15 protein-coding genes and 1 tRNA gene are annotated in these 18650 nt (G+C 64.1%); 11 read left to right on the top strand and 5 right to left on the bottom strand.

All coding sequences use genetic code 11. The features are described from left to right. Positions 1-166: 166 nt before the first annotated feature. The 3 genes from HV675_RS03420 to HV675_RS03410 all read left to right on the top strand — a co-directional run bounded on the left by HV675_RS03420 (position 167) and on the right by HV675_RS03410 (position 4088). The gene (locus HV675_RS03420; protein WP_175109350.1) at positions 167-2695 is read left to right on the top strand and encodes a penicillin acylase family protein; all 2529 of its coding nucleotides are present in this window, start codon (positions 167-169) and stop codon (positions 2693-2695) included. A 29-nt stretch (positions 2696-2724) separates the two neighbouring features. Then, positions 2725-2955: a Rossmann-fold NAD(P)-binding domain-containing protein gene (locus HV675_RS03415; protein ID WP_175109349.1), complete on the top strand. Its 231-nt coding sequence runs from the start codon at positions 2725-2727 to the stop codon at positions 2953-2955. 350 nt (positions 2956-3305) lie between these two features. Further along, the gene (locus HV675_RS03410; protein ID WP_175109348.1) at positions 3306-4088 is read left to right on the top strand and encodes a hypothetical protein; all 783 of its coding nucleotides are present in this window, start codon (positions 3306-3308) and stop codon (positions 4086-4088) included. 144 nt (positions 4089-4232) lie between these two features. Here HV675_RS03410 and HV675_RS03405 read toward each other — a convergent pair. The 4 genes from HV675_RS03405 to HV675_RS03390 form a co-directional block, all read right to left on the bottom strand. Then, positions 4233-4307: transfer RNA gene (locus tag HV675_RS03405), tRNA-Val, on the bottom strand. Between the two features lie 119 nt (positions 4308-4426). After that, the gene (gene dnaQ, locus HV675_RS03400) at positions 4427-5185 is read right to left on the bottom strand and encodes a DNA polymerase III subunit epsilon (protein ID WP_175109347.1); all 759 of its coding nucleotides are present in this window, start codon (positions 5183-5185) and stop codon (positions 4427-4429) included. An 87-nt stretch (positions 5186-5272) separates the two neighbouring features. Then, on the bottom strand, positions 5273-5719 hold the full coding sequence (gene rnhA / locus HV675_RS03395; protein ID WP_175109346.1) for a ribonuclease HI: 447 nt from the start codon (positions 5717-5719) through the stop codon (positions 5273-5275). Continuing rightward, positions 5709-6530 carry a class I SAM-dependent methyltransferase gene (locus tag HV675_RS03390; RefSeq protein ID WP_175109345.1) on the bottom strand — a complete coding sequence of 274 codons (822 nt, stop codon included), beginning with the start codon at positions 6528-6530 and terminating at the stop codon, positions 5709-5711. The genes rnhA and HV675_RS03390 overlap by 11 nt, the downstream gene beginning before the upstream one ends. A gap of 17 nt (positions 6531-6547) precedes the next feature. Here HV675_RS03390 and gloB point away from each other — a divergent pair, with 17 nt between their 5' ends. The 7 genes from gloB (at position 6548) to HV675_RS03355 (ending at position 17007) form a co-directional block, all read left to right on the top strand. After that, positions 6548-7339 carry a hydroxyacylglutathione hydrolase gene (gene gloB, locus HV675_RS03385; RefSeq protein ID WP_175109344.1) on the top strand — a complete coding sequence of 264 codons (792 nt, stop codon included), beginning with the start codon at positions 6548-6550 and terminating at the stop codon, positions 7337-7339. A 287-nt stretch (positions 7340-7626) separates the two neighbouring features. Further along, positions 7627-9330 (top strand): transglycosylase SLT domain-containing protein, encoded by a 1704-nt coding sequence (locus HV675_RS03380; RefSeq protein ID WP_175109343.1) that lies wholly within the window; start codon positions 7627-7629, stop codon positions 9328-9330. Between the two features lie 244 nt (positions 9331-9574). Further along, entirely contained in the window at positions 9575-10816 is a 1242-nt protein-coding gene (locus HV675_RS03375) for an MFS transporter (protein WP_175109342.1), read from the top strand. A 361-nt stretch (positions 10817-11177) separates the two neighbouring features. Further along, positions 11178-12344 carry a glutamine-hydrolyzing carbamoyl-phosphate synthase small subunit gene (gene carA, locus HV675_RS03370; protein WP_175109341.1) on the top strand — a complete coding sequence of 389 codons (1167 nt, stop codon included), beginning with the start codon at positions 11178-11180 and terminating at the stop codon, positions 12342-12344. Positions 12345-12575: 231 nt separating this feature from the next. Beyond that, positions 12576-15830, top strand: coding sequence for a carbamoyl-phosphate synthase large subunit (carB, locus tag HV675_RS03365; protein ID WP_175109340.1), 3255 nt, complete (start codon positions 12576-12578; stop codon positions 15828-15830). Between the two features lie 162 nt (positions 15831-15992). After that, entirely contained in the window at positions 15993-16469 is a 477-nt protein-coding gene (greA, locus tag HV675_RS03360) for a transcription elongation factor GreA (protein WP_175109339.1), read from the top strand. Positions 16470-16494: 25 nt separating this feature from the next. After that, positions 16495-17007, top strand: a complete 513-nt coding sequence (locus tag HV675_RS03355; protein ID WP_175109338.1) for a DUF4149 domain-containing protein — start codon at positions 16495-16497, stop codon at positions 17005-17007. A 257-nt stretch (positions 17008-17264) separates the two neighbouring features. Here HV675_RS03355 and HV675_RS03350 read toward each other — a convergent pair whose 3' ends face one another. Beyond that, positions 17265-17795: a YhbY family RNA-binding protein gene (locus tag HV675_RS03350; RefSeq protein ID WP_175109337.1), complete on the bottom strand. Its 531-nt coding sequence runs from the start codon at positions 17793-17795 to the stop codon at positions 17265-17267. 127 nt (positions 17796-17922) lie between these two features. On the opposite strand from HV675_RS03350, the gene HV675_RS03345 reads away from it, so the two are divergent. Beyond that, the gene (locus HV675_RS03345; protein WP_175109336.1) at positions 17923-18585 is read left to right on the top strand and encodes an RlmE family RNA methyltransferase; all 663 of its coding nucleotides are present in this window, start codon (positions 17923-17925) and stop codon (positions 18583-18585) included. The last annotated feature ends 65 nt before the right edge of the window (positions 18586-18650 follow it).

The raw sequence follows: 18650 nt of genomic DNA, 5'->3' as shown, positions 1-18650 counted from the left end.
CCACGCGACACCCGTACACCCTCGTCACACACGACCCGCTTCGCGTCGCGTTCGCATCACTGCCGTCCTCGCGTATCGTCTTCACACGCTCATGCTATGGTCGCACGGCGTCCGGCTGCTCCGGCCGCCGCTGCACAAGCGTTGACCCACGACCGCATGTTCCGCAATGACCCGTTCGAGCCTTTTCCCGCAAAGGCGGCGCCGCGTGTGGCCGCGAATCCTGTTGATTGTGATCATCGTTGTGCTGGCGGCCGCTGTGCTCGGCAGCTGGCTGACGTTGCGCGCGAGCCTGCCGCAACTGGACGGCACGTACGACGCGCCGCCGACCGCATCGCTGTCCGCGCCGGTGACGATCGCGCGTGACGCGCTCGGCGTACCGACCATCGAAGGCGGTACGCGTGACGATGTCGCGTACGCGACCGGCTTCGTTCACGCGCAGGACCGTTTCTTTCAGATGGACCTGTTGCGCCGGGTTGCCGCCGGCGAGATGGCGGCGCTGATCGGACCCGTTGCGCTGCCGCTGGACCGTCGCGACCGTCCGTTGCGTTTTCGCGAACATGCGCAGGCGGCGCTCGCCGCGCTGCCCGCTGAACAGCGGCAATTGATCGACCGCTATACGGCAGGCGTCAACGACGGCTTGCACGCGCTGCGCGCGCGGCCGTTCGAATACTGGGTGCTGCGCGCGCCACCGGCGCCGTGGCGCGCGGAGGACACGCTGCTCGCCGTCTACGCGATGTACTTCGATCTTCAATACGATCAGGTCGCGCGCATCCTGTCGCGCGCGGCGCTGCGCGAGCATGCGCCGGCCGATCTGCTGACGTTCCTGCTGCCGGCGACGAGCCGTTGGGATGCACCGCTCGATGGTCCGGGCGCTTCCGCGCCGCTGCCCGCTGCGCCGCCCGCGACGCGGCCGCCGTGGCTGCGCGCGACGCAGTCCACGCAAGACACCGAACCTGATGTGACCGGATGGCTCGGCGGCGTGCCCGGTTTTGTCGGCGGCGGCGCGGCAGTGGCCAACTCGATGGTCGGCAGCAACGGCTTCGCGGTCGACGGCGCGCACGCTGCACAGGGGGGCGCGCTAGTCGCAAGCGACATGCACCTCGGTCTGTCGCTGCCGAACATCTGGTACCGGGTATCGCTCGTCTATCCGGCGACGGCAGGCGGCGGCACGCGCCGGATCACCGGCGTCAGTCTGCCGGGCGCGCCGCTCGTCGTGGCCGGCAGCAATGGTCATATCGCGTGGGCGTTTACGAATAGCTACGGGCGCTTTATCGATCTGATCGACCTGCAGCGCGACCCGGCCGATCCGCTGCGCTATCGCGTGCCTGGTGGCGCATGGGAGAAGGCGCAGGTGATCCACGAGCGCCTCGACGTGAACGGCGGCGCGAGCGTCGATCTGCCAGTCGTGCAGACCCGCTGGGGACCGCAGCTCGTGGTCGGCTCGCACGCGTATGCATTGCACTGGACCGCGCAGGACCCCGAGGCGGTCAACGTGAATCTCGTGCGGCTCGAAGACATCACGAACGTCGCCGACGCGCTGCATGCCGCGCCGACGTTCGGCATCCCGACGCAGAACTTCACGGTGGCCGATGCGCAAGGCCATATTGGCTGGACGCTCGGCGGACCGTTGCCGCGCTTTGCAGCCGATGCGAACGCCGGTGCCGCTGCCGACGCCGGTACGGCGCAGGCGGAGCCCGCCAGCTTGCCGTTTACATCCGATACCTACGCTGGTTGGCAAGGCTATCTGCCGCCGGACGCGTATCCGGCGCGTCTCGATCCGTCCGCTGGCCGCATCTGGACCGCGAACAACCGGATCCTGCCGGCCGCGGACATGGCGCGCATCGGCGACGCGGGCACCGATCTCGGCGCGCGCGCCACGCAGATCCGCAACGATCTGCTTGCGCTGCCGCATGCGACCGAACGTGACATGTTGTCGGTGCAAACCGACGACCGCGCTTTCTGGACCGAATCCTGGCGCCGCACGGCGCTCGACGCACTCGATGCGCGCGCGATCGCCGGGCATCCGCAGCGTGCCGCGTTCCGGCGCCTCGTCGAAACGTGGGATGGCCGCGCGGACGCGGACGCGGTCGGTTACCGGCTGGTGCGCGCGTTCTACTATTCGCTGTACGACGCGTGGTTCGGGCCGCTCGACAAGCAGATGGCGGCGCTTGGGCCCGAGCTCGGTTATCGCGCGGCGAATTCTCGCTATGAGGCGACGATGGAGACGCTCGCCGATCAGCATGCGTGGATACCCGATGGTGTTGCGGACTGGCGCGCGTTCATGCTGGACCGGATCGATCATTCGATCACGCAATTGCCCGAAGGCACGAAGCTCGAAGACGCGCGCTGGGGCGATCGCAATCGCTCGGCGATCACGCATCCGTTCGCGCGGATTCTGCCGGCGTGGCTGCCATGGGCGCGCGGCTGGCTCAGCACGCCGCGCGATCCGCTGCCGGGCGACATCAATATGCCGCGCGTGCAGGGGCCGGCGTTCGGCGCATCCGAGCGCTTTGTGGTGTCGCCTGGGCGCGAGCAGGACGGCATCTTCGAGATGCCGGGCGGGCAGTCGGGCAATCCGATGTCGCCGTACTTTATCGCCGGACATGAAACGTGGGTGCATGGCGAGACCGCGCCATTCCTGCCCGGGGCGGCTGTTCATACGTTGACGCTTGGCGGCGCGGCGGACGCGCACTGACGCCGGCCTTAACCGTCGACGCCCGCGCTATGTTCGAGCCGTCGCGCGCCCCCGGGCGTGCGCGGCGCGATGGGCATCGGGCGGGCGACCCCGCGAAAGCCGCGCGGGCGATTCTCGCGTGGCCCGATTCACCGAATCCGCTGCGTCATCTGTTGTTGGGGAGCGATGCGCCCGGCTTCGTGCGCGACCAGCTCGCGGACGTCGAGTCGCGGATCAACGCATGGCAGAAGCTCGCGGTGTCGACCGATTTCGAGCGTTGATCATCTTTCTGCGCGGTCGTGTTCGCGCACGCTTTCGCGTGCTTCGCGTTTCGCTGCGTGCTTCGCGTTTCGGTACTTCTTTTGCGACCGTTTTGCGTGAGAACGGCTATGTCGTGTCATGCGCCGGCGTGCGTGCCAGGACGGGTTGAACCCTTTCACGACGGACAGGAATATCAGCGGATCGCGAGGTGTTTTGTGGTTAACAACACCGTCGCAGTCTCGTCAGTCTCATTCCAGCGAGCAACGCAACACGGCACGTGCCGCATGCATTCGACGGTGGACCATGACGAACGTTGCAACGACCTGACCGCGCAACGACGTTCATCGAATCTCATCGCGGAGGCTTTGATATGAGATGGCTCGACCTTGCTGATACCGTCGCGCGGCATGCGCCTTTGCTGAGTGCTGCACTGCGTTCGCGCGACGCGAGCGCGACACCGGTGCACGCACTCGTCGCGTCGATCATCGGAACGGCACCCGACGATCCCGCTGCGGCGGCCGCTGCGATCGCAGCCGACCCGACGCTGCTCGAGCGGTTGCGCGCTGCCGAAGCGCAGAGCCGCGCGGATCTCGTTGCTTACGTACTGCGTATGAACGGCGGCCCGGCGATGGGGCCGGTGAACGACACGGCGCGTGCTCAGCCGGGCTTCTGGAAGAACCTTGGCTTGATGCGCTACGCCGCGCAGATGCGCAATCGCGACAGACAGCGCTCGAAGTATTTTTTCATGCGTCCATTGCTGTCGGCGGCGGTGCTGGTGTCGACCATCGTCGTGGTGTTTATCGTGTTGCTCGGCTTCGCGGATCACGCGTTGCACGACCCGACGATCGCCGCGACCGCGGGCTGCGTGCTGATGTATTTCATGAGCGAAGCCCGTCTCGTTACCGCATACTGGTTCGGCGCCACACACGAATCGAGAGACACGAATGCGCTCGCGCGAACGATCGAACTGCGCGGGCGCCGTGAGGGTATCGAAGGCATTGAAGGCGTCGAGGGTCGCGAGGTGGTCGCGCGAGAAGTCGAGGGATTCGTCGGTGAGCGGGAAGTGGAAGAGAAACTGCTCGAGCGCTCGCGCGAACTGCCGCCGGAGCGGGCGGCGGCGGAGCTTTTTGAATTGCGTACGCCGCGGCTTTGAGGGATGACGATGACCTTCGCGTCTACGGCATTACGTCAATAGAAAAAGCAGCACGAGAAGAACGAAAAGAGATAGGGAAAGAAAAAGGCCCTCGGCTTGCGCCTGAGGGCCTTTGTTCTTCGGGGCTCACATACCCATGAATCCTGGTGGGTAGTACTGGGATCGAACCAGTGACCCCTGCCGTGTGAAGGCAGTGCTCTACCGCTGAGCTAACCACCCGAAGAGCTGCATATTATGTCAGAGCTTCACGACCCCGTAAAGGGTTTTTTAAGCGCGCTGCGTGCCCGGTTTGCTTGTCCGCGCTATACGGCGGGCACGCAAGCAATGCGCGCCGTCCACTAAGCATTCGTTGCGCTCGCATCGGCTGCCGCAACCGCATCGACCGGCGCAGGCTCAATACGCCACACGCTCACCCCCTTGATCGCCTTGTCGAGCTCGTTGAGCACCGCCTCGTGCGCGGCGAGTTCATCGTCGGTCGCGACCAGCACCGGCAACTCGAGCGCTTCGAGCACGACACCCGGCGTATGCACGGCGCCGGACGCCGACGTGTCGCCGATCATGTCGATCACGAGGCTTTCCTGGCCGCGCGTCATCGCGAGATACACCTCGGCGAGCAGCTCCGAGTCGAGCAGCGCGCCGTGCAGCGTGCGATGCGCATTGCTGATGCCGAAGCGGTCGCATAGCGCATCGAGCGAATTGCGCTTGCCGGGGAACATCGCCTTCGCTTGCACGAGCGTATCGATCACTTCGGTGCCGCAGTGCGCGTGGAATCCCGGCAGTCCAAGCAACTGAAATTCGGCATCGAGAAACGCAATATCGAACGGCGCGTTGTGAATGATCAATTCGGCGTCTCTGACGAAGTCGACCAGTGCATCGGCGATTTCCGCGAACTTCGGCTTGTCGCTGAGAAACTCGGTCGTGAGACCGTGCACTGCGAGTGCGCCCGGATCGCTGTCGCGCCCGGGATTGACGTAGAAGTGCAGATTGTTGCCGGTGAGCCGGCGATTGAGCAGCTCGACACAGCCGATTTCAATAATGCGGTCGCCGCTGCGCGCATTCAGGCCGGTCGTTTCGGTATCGAGGATGATCTGACGCATGTCGGAAGTGTCGAAATAGGCCGCTTTATGGAAGAGGGAAGGGCGCAGCAACGCAGTACGCAGCACGCGCTCGGCGCACCCTGTTCATCAGAGACTGGCGAGCGCCGCGACGCCGCGATTGGCCAGCGCATCGGCGCGCTCGTTTTCCGGATGCCCAGCGTGACCCTTCACCCAGCGCCATTCGATGTCGTGCTGCGCGACGGTCGCGTCGAGCCGCTGCCACAAGTCCGCGTTCTTCACCGGCGTTTTCGCGGCGGTCATCCAGTTCTTCTTTTTCCAGCCGTGGATCCACTCGCTGATGCCCTTCTGCACGTATTGCGAGTCGGTGTGCACGATCGCCTTGCACGGACGCTTGAGCGTCTCGAGCGCGGCGATCACCGCCATCAGTTCCATCCGGTTGTTGGTCGTATTCGCTTCGCCGCCGAACAGTTCTTTTTCGTGCTCGCCGAAGCGCAGGATCGCACCCCAGCCGCCGGGGCCCGGGTTGCCCTTGCAGGCGCCGTCGGTGAAGATTTCGATCAGATCAGACGTCATGTGTATGGTTGCGTGTATTGGGCGTGGCGGCGGGCGCGAGGCCGGCCGCGAGCACGGGCTTCTTCACCTTCACGGCGCCGACGAGGCGCATGCCGGGCATGCGCTTGATCGCCTTCACCATGTATGCGGCGCCGAAGATCGGCCACCAGCGGTCGCCGGCGGATTCCATGAACGCATAGCGGTTGAGCCATACGTCGCTGGCAAGGGGCGGACGATAGCAGCCGAAGCGCCCGCGATCAAGCTCGAAGCCAAGCAGCTTGATCCAGTCCTTCAGCCGCGTGAACGCGATCAGGTCGTGCGCGGCCGGCACGAACGGTCGGCCCGTCATCTTGCCGACCGATTGCCGCGCGCCCCACAGCGACAGCGAATTGAAGCCGAGGATGATCAACTGTCCTTCAGGCATCAACACGCGTTCGGCTTCGCGCAACAGCCGGTGCGGATCGCGCGTGAATTCGAGCGTGTGCGGCATCACGATCAGATCGACGCTTTGCGCTTCGAACGGCAGGTCGAGCAGATCGCACCACACCGTGCTGCGCGCAGGCGGCGCGTGACGGCCGGGCAAGCCGCCAGCGTGGCCGTCCGGCAGATCGTACGGCGCGCTGGCGCCGCTTGCAGCGTCGAGCACGAGGCCGCGGCCCGGCATGCGGTTTTCGCGCAACGCATCGAGCTGCGGCAGACCGAGCTGCAGCGCGTGAAAGCCGAACACGTCCGACACGACACGGTCGAGCTGCGCCTGCTCCCATTGCAGCACGTAGCGCCCGGGCGGGGAATCCGTCCAGGCGGGCCAGTCTATAATCGGTCGGTCAGACATGTTGAGATGCGTCGCCTATGAATGCGCTTGAATACGTACCGGTCCCGGCCTTCGAAGACAATTACATCTGGCTCGTATCGGACGGCCGCCACGCCGTAGCGGTCGATCCGGGTGAGGCTGCCCCCGTGCAGGCTTATCTCACGAAACGGGGCTGGCGGTTGAGCGCTATTTTACTCACGCACCATCATCGCGACCACGTCGGCGGGGTGGCCGATCTGCTGAAAGGCCAGGCGGTGCCAGTGTACGGCCCCGCCGGCGAAGCGATCGAGCATCTCACGCACAGACTATCCGATGGCGATCGCGTCAGCATCGCCGAACCTTCCCTGGCCTTCACGGTGCTCGACGTGCCCGGCCATACGAGCGGCCACATCGCGTACTTCCAGGCGGCCGATCCGCGCGGCACGCCGCATGTGTTCTGCGGCGACACGCTGTTCGCGTGCGGCTGCGGGCGGCTCTTCGAAGGCACGCCCGCGCAGATGCTCGATTCGCTCGATGCGCTCGCGGCGCTGCCCGGCACGACCGAAGTGCACTGCGCGCACGAGTACACGCTGTCGAATATCCGCTTCGCGCTCGCCTGCGAGCCCGGCAACGCCGCGCTGCAGGCATGGCGCGACGAAGCGTCGGCGCGGCGCGCGCGCAACGTGCCGACGCTGCCGACCACGATCGCCCATGAGCGCGCGGTGAATCCTTTTCTGCGTGCAGGCGAGCCGGCCATACAGGCTACGCTCGCGGACCAGTTGCACGAAACGGTGACGGACCGGCTGACCGCGTTTGCGCTGATGCGCGAATGGAAGAACCGGTTCCGCTAGGCTGCGCGGCGTTCCTCCGACCCGGGCGCGCCTCGGGCAATCTTCATCCGAATCGTCGGAAAATCCGCCAAGCCTCAGATTTGGCGGGCTTTTCCACACATTTCCGATTGACGGAAACCGCGCTCTTTCGTACTATCGGCTGCAAATTCCAGCCGCATTTCACGCTGCGGTTTAATCCGCGGTCCTGGTCCACGCTCAGTGGGTCGTTCCAGCCGGCGGTGTATTCCAGCACTCCCAGCAGTCGTTCCAGGTTGCAGTTCCAGTCTTTCCGGGAAGCCGAGACGTTCATGAGATTTATCTTCAGCGCGTTGTTGGTCCTAACGCTCGCCGCGTGTGCGAGCCAGGGGCCCACTAACGCCATCAGTTCCAGCACCGCCTCCGATCCCGCCACCCAGCAAGCCGTAGCCGACGCCCTCCGCAAGACCGCTTCCGCCAAAGAAACCATCAACGTCGATCAGAGCTCGGTCAATCAATTGACGAGCGCCGATACCGATCTGTGGGGCCGCATCCGCCGCGGTTTCCAGATGCCGGACCTGCAAAGCGATCTGGTCGACATGCAGGTCAACTGGTACGTGCAGCGTCCCGACTACGTGCAGCGCATGACCGAGCGTTCGCAGAAGTACCTGTATCACATCGTCGAAGAGCTCGAAGCGCGTCATATGCCGACCGAGCTCGCGCTGCTGCCGTTCATCGAGTCCGCGTACAACCCGCAGGCGTTGTCGGTCGCGAAGGCGGCCGGCATGTGGCAGTTCGTGCCCGGCACCGGCCGCACCTACAACCTGAAGCAGAACATGTGGCAGGACGAGCGCCGCGACGTGCTCGCGTCGACCAGCGCCGCGCTCGACTATCTGTCGAGGCTGCATGACATGTTCGGCGACTGGTATCTCGCGCTTGCCGCGTACAACTGGGGCGAGGGCAACGTGCAGCGCGCGATCGCGCGCAACGAGGCGGCGGGTTTGCCGACCGACTATCAAAACCTGCGCATGCCGATGGAAACGCGCAACTACGTGCCGAAGCTGCAGGCGGTGAAGAACATCGTGATGAACCCGCAGGTGTTCGGGCTCACGCTGCCGGAAATCCCGAACCACCCGTACTTCGTCACGGTGACGACCTCGCACGACATGGATGTCGATATCGCCGCGAAGCTCGCCAATATGACGCCGGAAGAATTCCGTTCGCTCAATCCGTCGTTCAAGAAGCCGGTCATTCTCGGCGCGACCCAGCCGCAGATTTTGTTGCCGTTCGACAACGCGAGCGCGTTCGAGCGCAATCTGAAGTCGTATAGCGGCTCGCTGTCGTCATGGACCACTTACACGGTGACCGAGCGCGCGGGTCCGGCGGCGATCGCGCAGAAGATCGGCGTCGACGCGGACACGCTGATGGAAGTGAACAAGATTCCGGCGGGCATGCGTCTGAAACCCGGCTCGACGATCGTCGTGCCGCGCGGCGATGACGACGACGAGGACATCAGCGCCGATGTCGCCGAAAGCGCGGTGCTCGCGATGGAGCCCGACGTCCCCGATACGCGCAAGATGCTGATCCGCGTGCGTCGCGCGCAGTCGATGTCGGCGCTCGCGAGCCGCTATGGCGTGTCGATCGGTCAGTTGAAGGCGTGGAACAGGACGCATCGCAACGACGTGCGCGCCGGTCAGGTGATCGTGCTGCACGTGCCGGTCGGCCGCCGTGTGCCGAGCGAGCCGGGTCCGCAGCGTCTCGCGACGGACGTGGGCGGCGGCGGCGTGCAGAAGATCAGCGCGCATGTCGGCGGCGACAGCGCCGACGACGATAAAACCGACAAGAGCACGAAGAACCAGAAGGGCCGCGGCAAGCCGGGCGTGGTCAAGGCGTCCGCGCATGCGGGCAAGACGGGTGGCGTAAAGAAGGTTTCGGCGTCGACGGGCTCGTCCGCCGCGAAGTCGCCGAAAGAGTCGCCGAAAGCCGCGGCGCCTAGCCGCCAGAAGACCGCGGCCAACGCGAAGAAGGGCAAGTAACCACAACAAGCGGTATCTCGAGGATGTCGATCGTGCGCTGCGGGGGCAGCGCATGGAGTGCGCTCCGATACGCCTCGTTTGGCCTCGTTCGCTACGCGCCGTCACGGAAGTGACGGCGTTTTCATTTAAGCGCGTCTTCCATAATTCATTTATTGTTCCGGCTCGGGCTGATGGTCTGACTATTCGGCCCGGTATTCGGGCGTCTTACCGTTTTCCTGTTTCCATTCCCGTTCCGTTCAGGCCGATGTTGTCTACACCGCTTCGCGTTTTCCTGCTGTTTTCCGCCGGTTACTTCGTCTCGTACGTGTTTCGCGGCGTGAACCTCGGATTTGCGCCGCTGATTACGCGCGAGATGGGGCTATCCGCCACCGATCTCGGCCTGCTGACGAGTCTCTATTTTCTCGGCTTCGCCGGCGCGCAGATTCCGGCCGGCGTATTGCTCGATCACTATGGTTCGCGCCGCACCACGGCCGGCATGCTGCTGTTCGCCGCGGCGGGCATCGGCGTGTTCGGCGCCGCGCATGGCATCGGCCTGATGATGATCGGGCGCCTGCTGATCGGCATCGGCGTGTCGGTCTGCCTCGGCGCCGCGTTCAAGGCGCTCGCGCAGCATTTTCCGGCGCCGCGCCTGCCGTTCGTGAACGGGCTCACGATGGCGGTCGGCGGCCTGGGCGGGGTGGTCGTCGGCTCGCCGCTCACCTGGGTGCTGACCTTGACGAGCTGGCGGACGGTGTGCGTCGGCCTCGGCGTGATGACCATCGCGGTCGCCGCGATTTTGTGGCTCTGGGCGCCGGACAAGCAGGATGCGCCGCGCCATATCACGCTGATGAGCCAGTTCAAGGGCACTGTCGACATCTTGCGCAGTGCGGCATTCTGGAAGATCGCGTCGTTTCCGGTGCTCACGCAAGGCGTGTTTTACGCGATGCAGTCGCTGTGGGTCGGCGCATGGCTGCGCGATGTCAGCGGCTTGCAGCCCGGGCCGGCCGCGGCGCTCGTGTCGGTGCTCGGCCTCGCGATGATGGCCGGCTGCGTCGGCTTCGGCGCGGCTGCGCGCAGCCTCGAGCGGCGCGGCGTCTCGCTGTATGCGTTTTGTGGGATCGGCGGTTTGCTGTTCGTCGCCACGCAGTTGCTGATCATGGCGAAGGCGCCGTTGCCGGCTAACCTGCTCTGGGCGTCGTACGGGTTTTTCGGCGGCACCGGCATTCTCAGTTACGCGCTGCTGCCACGCTATTTCGCCCCGCATATGATCGGGCGGGCGAATACGACGATGAACCTCGTGATCTTTCTGCTGATTTTCGCGTTCCAGATAGGCGTCGGCGCGGTGCTGTCGCATTGGCCGGCGGTGGCGGGGCACTATCCGGCGGACGCGCATCTGGCCACGTGGGCGATTCTGCTCGGCCTGCAGGTGGCCGGCGCGATCTGGTACGTATTGCCGAGCCGGGTGCTGGCGAACGCCGCGCAAGCGCTGGTGAAGCACTCTTCGTAGCGCGCCGCACCGGGCGTGGCGCGGCCTGATTGTCTGGCGCGGCGCGTCGGCGCACTCTATCTCGGATTTGAAGGGTGGGGCGCTTTCGGGCTATAATTTCAAGGTTTGAGCTTATCAACCCGCACCCTAGCGCCTACCTCTCCTAAACCGTTCATCCGCCGCCGCGCCCGCTTTGGGCTCTTGCTCGTTGCCGCCGCCTCACCCGTTCAGGGCCAAGCCGCGCACGATGCGAACCTCAGCCGCGCCACGCGAGCGGGCTTGCGCCTGCACCGGCCGCCGCGCGTTCGTCGCGCAGCACCCACGCACCGGCACGAGCGGATGAACAGGTCGGCAACAGGGTGTTCCGCCAAGGAGTCCCCCCGTGTTGCCGTCATTTTCTCCCGCTCTGCTCGCGCTCGCCGACGGCACGGTTTTTCGTGGTTACTCGATCGGCGCCGCCGGTCATACGATCGGTGAAGTCGTGTTCAACACGGCCATCACCGGGTATCAGGAAATCCTGACCGACCCGAGCTACGCGCAGCAGATCGTCACGCTGACGTATCCGCACATCGGCAACGTCGGCGTCAACGCCGAAGACGTCGAAGCCACGAAAGTCCATGCCGCCGGCCTGATCATTCGCGACCTGCCGGTTCTCGCGTCGAACTTCCGCATGGAGCGCACGCTGTCCGACTATCTGCGCGACGAAGGCGTCGTCGCGATCGCCGGTATCGACACCCGCAAGCTCACGCGGGTTCTGCGCGACAAGGGCGCGCAGAATGGCGCCATTCTCGCCGGCTCCGATGACGAAACGAAGGCAATCGAACTCGCGCGTTCGTTTCCGGGCCTCGCGGGCATGGACCTCGCAAAGGTCGTGTCGACGAAGAACCAGTATGAGTGGAAGCAGACCGAGTGGCGTCTGGGTAGCGGCTTCGGCTTGCAGAACGCGCCGAAGTACCGCGTCGTCGCGTTCGACTACGGCGTCAAGCACAACATCCTGCGCATGCTGGCGGAACGCGGCTGCCAGGTGACCGTGCTGCCCGCGCAAGCCACCGCCGCCGACGCGTTCGCGCTCAATCCGGACGGCGTGTTCCTGTCGAATGGTCCGGGCGATCCGGAGCCGTGCGACTACGCGATCGAAGCGACGCGCGCGTTTATCGCGCGCGGCATTCCGACCTTCGGCATTTGCCTCGGCCATCAGATCATGGGCCTCGCGGTCGGCGCGAAGACGATGAAGATGAAAACCGGCCACCACGGCGCGAACCATCCGGTGAAAGATCTCGAAAACGGCCGCGTCGTGATCACGTCGCAGAACCATGGTTTCGCCGTCGATGCGGCGACGCTGCCGTCGAATGCGAAGGTCACGCACGTGTCGCTGTTCGACGGCACGCTGCAGGGCTTCGCGTTGACCGACAAGCCCGCGTTCTGCTTCCAGGGCCACCCGGAAGCGTCGCCTGGCCCGCACGACATCGGCTACCTGTTCGATCGCTTCACCGCGCTGATGGATAGCCGCAAGGACATCCAGGCCGACAGCAACAGCGCGGCGGCATAAAGCATCTCGCGTACGCGAACAGAGCCGCGCGCGCCGCGGTGAGCGAAGCGAAGCCGCCAGCGAATGATTCGCGCGGCGGCGGCGCAGGCAACCCGGCAGCGCGCCAACGAAAGAACGGCAACCACGTTGCATGGGACCGGAGTAACCGTAAGGCCGGAGTACGCGCGAAAGCGCCCGCTCCAGCCGGGACGCAAACACCGGTCGACATTGGAATAGATTAGCGAGAGCGTTATGCCCAAGCGGACAGACATTAAAAGCATTCTTATCATCGGCGCGGGTCCGATCATCATCGGCCAGGCGTGCGAGTTCGATTACTCGGGCGCGCAGGCCTGCAAGGCGCTGCGTGAAGAGGGCTACAAGGTCATTCTCGTCAACAGCAATCCGGCGACGATCATGACCGACCCGAACACCGCCGACGTCACGTATATCGAGCCGATCACGTGGGAAGTGGTCGAGCGCATCATCGCGAAGGAGCGCCCGGACGCGGTGCTGCCGACGATGGGCGGCCAGACCGCGCTCAACTGTGCGCTCGATCTGCATCACCACGGCGTGCTCGAGAAGTACAACGTCGAGCTGATCGGTGCGTCGCCGGAGGCGATCGACAAGGCCGAAGACCGTCAGAAGTTCAAGGACGCGATGACGAAGATCGGCCTCGGCTCCGCGAAATCGGGCACCGCGCATTCGATGGAAGAAGCGCTGAAGGTGCACGCCGAGATCGCGGCGGCGACCGGCGGCATCGGCTATCCGGTGGTGATCCGGCCGTCGTTTACGCTCGGTGGTTCGGGCGGCGGCATCGCGTACAACCGCGAGGAGTTCGAAGAGATCTGCAAGCGCGGCCTCGACCTGTCGCCGACGCGCGAGCTGCTGATCGAAGAGTCGCTGCTCGGCTGGAAAGAGTACGAGATGGAAGTGGTTCGCGACCGGCAGGACAACTGCATCATCGTCTGCTCGATCGAAAATCTCGACCCGATGGGCATTCATACCGGCGATTCGATCACCGTCGCGCCGGCGCAAACGCTCACCGACAAGGAATATCAGATCCTGCGCAATGCGTCGCTCGCGGTGCTGCGCGAGATCGGCGTCGACACGGGCGGCTCGAACGTGCAGTTCGCGATCGACCCGAAAGACGGCCGCATGATTGTGATCGAGATGAACCCGCGGGTGTCGCGTTCGTCGGCGCTCGCGTCGAAGGCGACGGGCTTTCCGATCGCGAAGGTCGCCGCGAAGCTGGCGGTCGGCTATACGCTCGATGAACTGAAGAACGAAATCACCGGCGGGCAGACGCCGGCATCGTTCGAACCGACTATTGACTACGTCGTCACGAAAATTCCGCGCTTCGCGTTCGAGAAATTCCGCGAAGCCGATCCGCGCCTGACCACGCAGATGAAGTCGGTCGGCGAAGTGATGGCAATCGGCCGCACGTTCCAGGAGTCGTTCCAGAAGGCGCTGCGCGGTCTCGAAGTCGGCGTCGATGGACTCGACGAAAAGACCCAGAGCCGCGACGAAGCGATCCGCGAGATCGGCGAAGCCGGGCCGGACCGCATCTGGTATGTCGGCGATGCGTTCCGTCTTGGCCTCACGCGCGAAGAGATCTTCGAAGAGACCGCGATCGACCCGTGGTTCCTCGCGCAGATCGAGCAGATCGTGCTGAAGGAAAAGGTGCTCGAGGGCCGCACGCTCGCGAGCGTCTCCGCGCAGGAGTTGCGCTATCTGAAGCAAAGCGGTTTCTCCGACCGGCGCCTCGCGAAGCTGTTGAATGCGTCGCCGGCTGACGTTCGTCAACGTCGTATCGAACTGAACGTGCGTCCGGTGTACAAGCGTGTCGACACGTGCGCGGCCGAATTCGCGACGAAAACCGCATACATGTACTCGACGTACGAAGAAGAGTGCGAAGCGAACCCGACCAGCAACAGGAAGATCATGGTGCTGGGCGGCGGCCCGAACCGGATCGGCCAGGGCATCGAGTTCGACTACTGCTGCGTGCACGCGGCGCTCGCAATGCGTGAAGACGGTTACGAAACGATCATGGTCAACTGCAATCCGGAGACCGTGTCGACCGACTACGATACGTCGGACCGCCTGTACTTCGAGCCGCTGACGCTCGAAGACGTGCTCGAGATCGTCGACAAGGAAAAGCCGCTCGGCGTAATCGTGCAATACGGCGGCCAGACGCCGCTGAAGCTCGCGCTCGATCTCGAGGCAAACGGTGTGCCGATCATCGGCACGTCGCCGGACATGATCGATGCGGCCGAAGATCGCGAACGTTTCCAGAAGCTGCTGCAGAAGTTGCAATTGCGCCAGCCGCCGAACCGCACCGCGCGCGCTGAAGACGAAGCGCTGAAGCTTGCCGACGAAATCGGTTATCCGCTGGTCGTGCGTCCGTCGTATGTGCTGGGCGGCCGCGCGATGGAGATCGTGCATGAGCCGCGCGATCTCGAGCGCTATATGCGCGAAGCGGTGAAGGTAAGCAACGATTCGCCGGTGCTGCTCGACCGCTTCCTGAACGATGCGATCGAATGCGATGTCGATTGCATCTCGGATGGCGACACCGTGTTTATCGGCGGCGTGATGGAGCACATCGAGCAGGCGGGCGTGCACTCGGGCGATTCGGCGTGTTCGTTGCCGCCGTATTCGCTCGCGCAGGAGACCGTTGCCGAACTCAAGCGTCAAACCGCCGCGATGGCGAAAGCGCTGAACGTGATCGGCCTGATGAACGTGCAGTTCGCGATCCAGCAGGTGCCGCAGGAAGACGGCTCGAAGCGCGATGTGATCTACGTGCTCGAAGTGAATCCGCGTGCGTCGCGCACGGTGCCGTATGTGTCGAAGGCAACCAGCCTGCCGCTGGCGAAGATCGCCGCGCGTGCGATGGTCGGTCAGACGCTTGCGCAGCAACGTGTGACGAAGGAAATCGACCCGCCGTACTTCAGCGTCAAGGAAGCGGTGTTTCCGTTCGTGAAGTTTCCAACCGTCGACCCGGTGCTGGGGCCTGAAATGCGCTCGACCGGCGAAGTGATGGGCGTGGGCCGCACGTTCGGCGAAGCGCTCTTCAAGTCGCAACTCGCGGCCGGTTCGCGTCTGCCCGAGTCGGGCACGGTGCTGCTGACGGTGATGGACGCCGACAAACCAAAGGCCGTCGAAGTCGCGCGCATGCTGCATGAGCTGGGCTACCCGCTGGTTGCGACCAAAGGGACGGCCGCGGCGATCGAGGCCGCCGGGGTGCCGGTGCGCGTGGTCAACAAGGTGAAAGACGGCCGGCCGCACATCGTCGATATGATCAAGAACGGCGAGATCGCGCTGGTGTTCACCACCGTCGACGAAACGCGTGCCGCGATCGCCGATTCGCGCTCGATACGCATGAGCGCGCAGGCGAACAAGGTCACGTACTACACGACCATGTCGGGCGCGCGTGCGGCGGTCGAGGGTCTGCGCTACCTGAAGGATCTCGAGGTGTATGATTTACAAGGGCTTCACGCTCGCCTAAACTAAGGCTTCGAATCTCTGTCGAAGCAGTATGTGCCGCGGTTAAGCGGCGTCCCTGAAGGTACCGGATCGGGCTCTCCCGCCAGCGCCGGCGTCGCGTACCTCTTTGGGGATGCACTTAACCGCGGTGATTTTTTTTGAAGGCTATTTTTTGCCAAAGAGTTGTTTATGAGCACTATTCCATTGACGAAACGCGGCGCTGACCAGTTGCGCGAGGAATTGCAGCGCCTGAAAACGGTTGAACGTCCGTCGGTCATTAATTCGATCGCGGAAGCGCGTGCCCAGGGCGATCTGTCGGAAAACGCCGAATACGACGCGGCAAAAGAGAAGCAGGGCTTCATCGAAGGGCGTATCGCCGATATCGAATCGAAGCTGGCCGCCGCGCAGATCATCGACCCGGCCGCACTCGATGCGGATGGACGCATCGTGTTTGCCGCCACCGTCGAACTCGAAGATCTCGACACGGGCGCCGCCGTAACCTATCAGATCGTCGGCGACGACGAAGCGGATCTCGAGCACGGCCTGATCTCGGTCAGCTCGCCGATCGCGCGCGCGCTGATCGGCAAGTCCGAAGGCGACGTGGCGTCGGTGCAGGCGCCAAGCGGCGTGCGCAAGTACGAGATCATCTCGGTTCGCTACGTCTGAGTTCGTGATCCCCGGGGTACCTTTGATGCCGCATCGATTGTTCCGTCTGCTGACAGCAGTGTGGGTCGGCAGTCTGTTGACGCTTGGCTTTGCAGTCGCGCCGGTGTTGTTCGCGTCGCTCGATCGGATCACAGCGGGCTCGGTCGCCGCGCAGCTGTTTCGCATCGAGGGCATCGCTGGCGTCGTGTGCGGCGTGTTGCTGCTCGCATTGTGCAATGTACTGATCCGTCGCGGCGGCGACGCCTATCGACGGCTGCGCTGGCTGGTGGCCGGCATGCTTGTCTGTGTGCTGCTCGGATATTTCGCGTTGCAGCCATTTATGAATGCGCTGCGCATCGCGGCGCAAGAGGCCGGCACCGACGTTGGCCATTCGGTATATGCAAGCCGTTTCGGCATGCTGCATGGCGTGTCGAGTGTGTTCTATCTGCTCGAGAGTTTGCTGGGGCTGGTGCTCGTGTGGAAGTTGCCGATGAGCGCGGTGGCGTCGGCGGAAACACCTGCGGATGTGACGGTTGGTCGCGCGAAGACTGCCGGTTGATCATCGAGCTGGCGCATCGGGCGTGTCAATCCGGCAGGCCAGATGCGGATGGCTTGTCCGTGCTCTGCTGAACTCGAAGTTGCTTCGCGCCGTCGACTGGCGCAGTTGATTCGCACCGTTGATTCATCGCGGCGCGGTGCGGCACCATGCCGCATGTAACCGGAAACGGGCGCAGACAGCGTGGTGAACCACTTCCGGTTTGTTTCGCAAGCGCCCCGTCGTGCACCGGGCGGGGCGGCGGCGCGGCGAACCAACGATTACTTCGCCGATTGATGCGATCGCTTTGCGCTGGTCTGGCGTTTCTTCGCGCGCTTGACGTTGCCGCCCGCGGTCACCCGTTCATTGCCACGCACGACAACCTTTTGCGGCCTCGGACGACGCAATGGGTTATCCGGCGAGATGGGGACCACCTTGACCACGCGAGGCGCACGGCCACGCGTGGCGGAGTTTTCGGCGGCCGCTTCTGCGGCGCTCGGCGGCGCGTTGCGCCGCGTCCGTGTGGACGGCTTCGGGGCTTCGGGCTTCCAGACGACGAGGAGCTTGCCGATATGCTGGATCGGCGCGGCATTCAGCCGGTCGCAGATGTCATCGTAGATCGCGATCCGTTCGTCGCGCTCGTCGCCGAAGACGCGAATCTTGATCAGTTGGTGCGCCGTCAGATTGACTTCGATTTCAGCCAGCACGGCATCGGTCAAGCCCTCAGCGCCCACCAGTACGACGGGTTTGAGCGCATGCGCCTGGGCGCGCAGCGCGGCGCGTTGATCGGAGGAGACTTTGAGGGCTGGCATGGAAGAATGGGGACTCGACTAAAATAGCGCCGCTGCGGTCCGCTCGCGGGAGCGAGCGCGTTCGGTTCGATTAAACGCGTATTATCCGCTAAAAGCGCCGAATCACGCATCAAAAGTTCATCGATTAATGGCAAAAAACCGCTTCAGTCAGTCGTGGCTGCACGACCACATCAACGATCCGTACGTGAAAATGGCCCAACGGGAGGGCTATCGCGCCCGTGCGGCCTACAAGCTCAAGGAAATCGACGAGCAGGACAAGCTGATTCGCCCCGGGCAGGTGATCGTCGACCTCGGCGCCGCGCCCGGCAGCTGGAGCCAGTACGCACGCAACAAGCTCGCACGCAGTCCGCGGCGCGACGCGACGCGCGAGGGCGGCATCGACGGCACGATCATCGCGCTGGATCTGCTGCCGATGGAGCCGATTGCGGACGTGCACTTCATCCAGGGGGATTTCCGCGAAGATAGCGTGCTCGGTCAACTGGAAGAAGTGGTCGGCGATCGTCCGGTCGACCTTGTAATTTCGGACATGGCGCCCAACCTCTCGGGCGTGGCGGTGGCGGACGCCGCGCGGATCGAGCATGTATGCGATCTCGCGCTGGAGTTCGCACAGAACCACTTGAAGCCGGATGGTGCCCTTTTAGTCAAGTGCTTTCACGGCAGCGGTTACAGCCAGATTGTCGAAAAGTTCAAGCATCAGTTCAAAACGGTGGCAGCCCGCAAACCCAAGGCGTCGCGGGACAAATCGTCTGAGACATTTATTTTGGGCAAGCATTTGAAGCGTCCCGGTTGATTGGTTCGGATTCAAATGTGAATTTATTACTTTCAATGTGCCGGAAAACGGCGCCGGCGTTGCGC

Origin of the sequence: Paraburkholderia solisilvae, from assembly GCF_902859875.1 — a bacterium.
GTDB lineage: Bacteria > Pseudomonadota > Gammaproteobacteria > Burkholderiales > Burkholderiaceae > Paraburkholderia > Paraburkholderia solisilvae.
The sequence above is the reverse complement of the archived record's forward strand: the minus strand, read 5'-3'. Positions and strand labels throughout refer to the sequence as shown.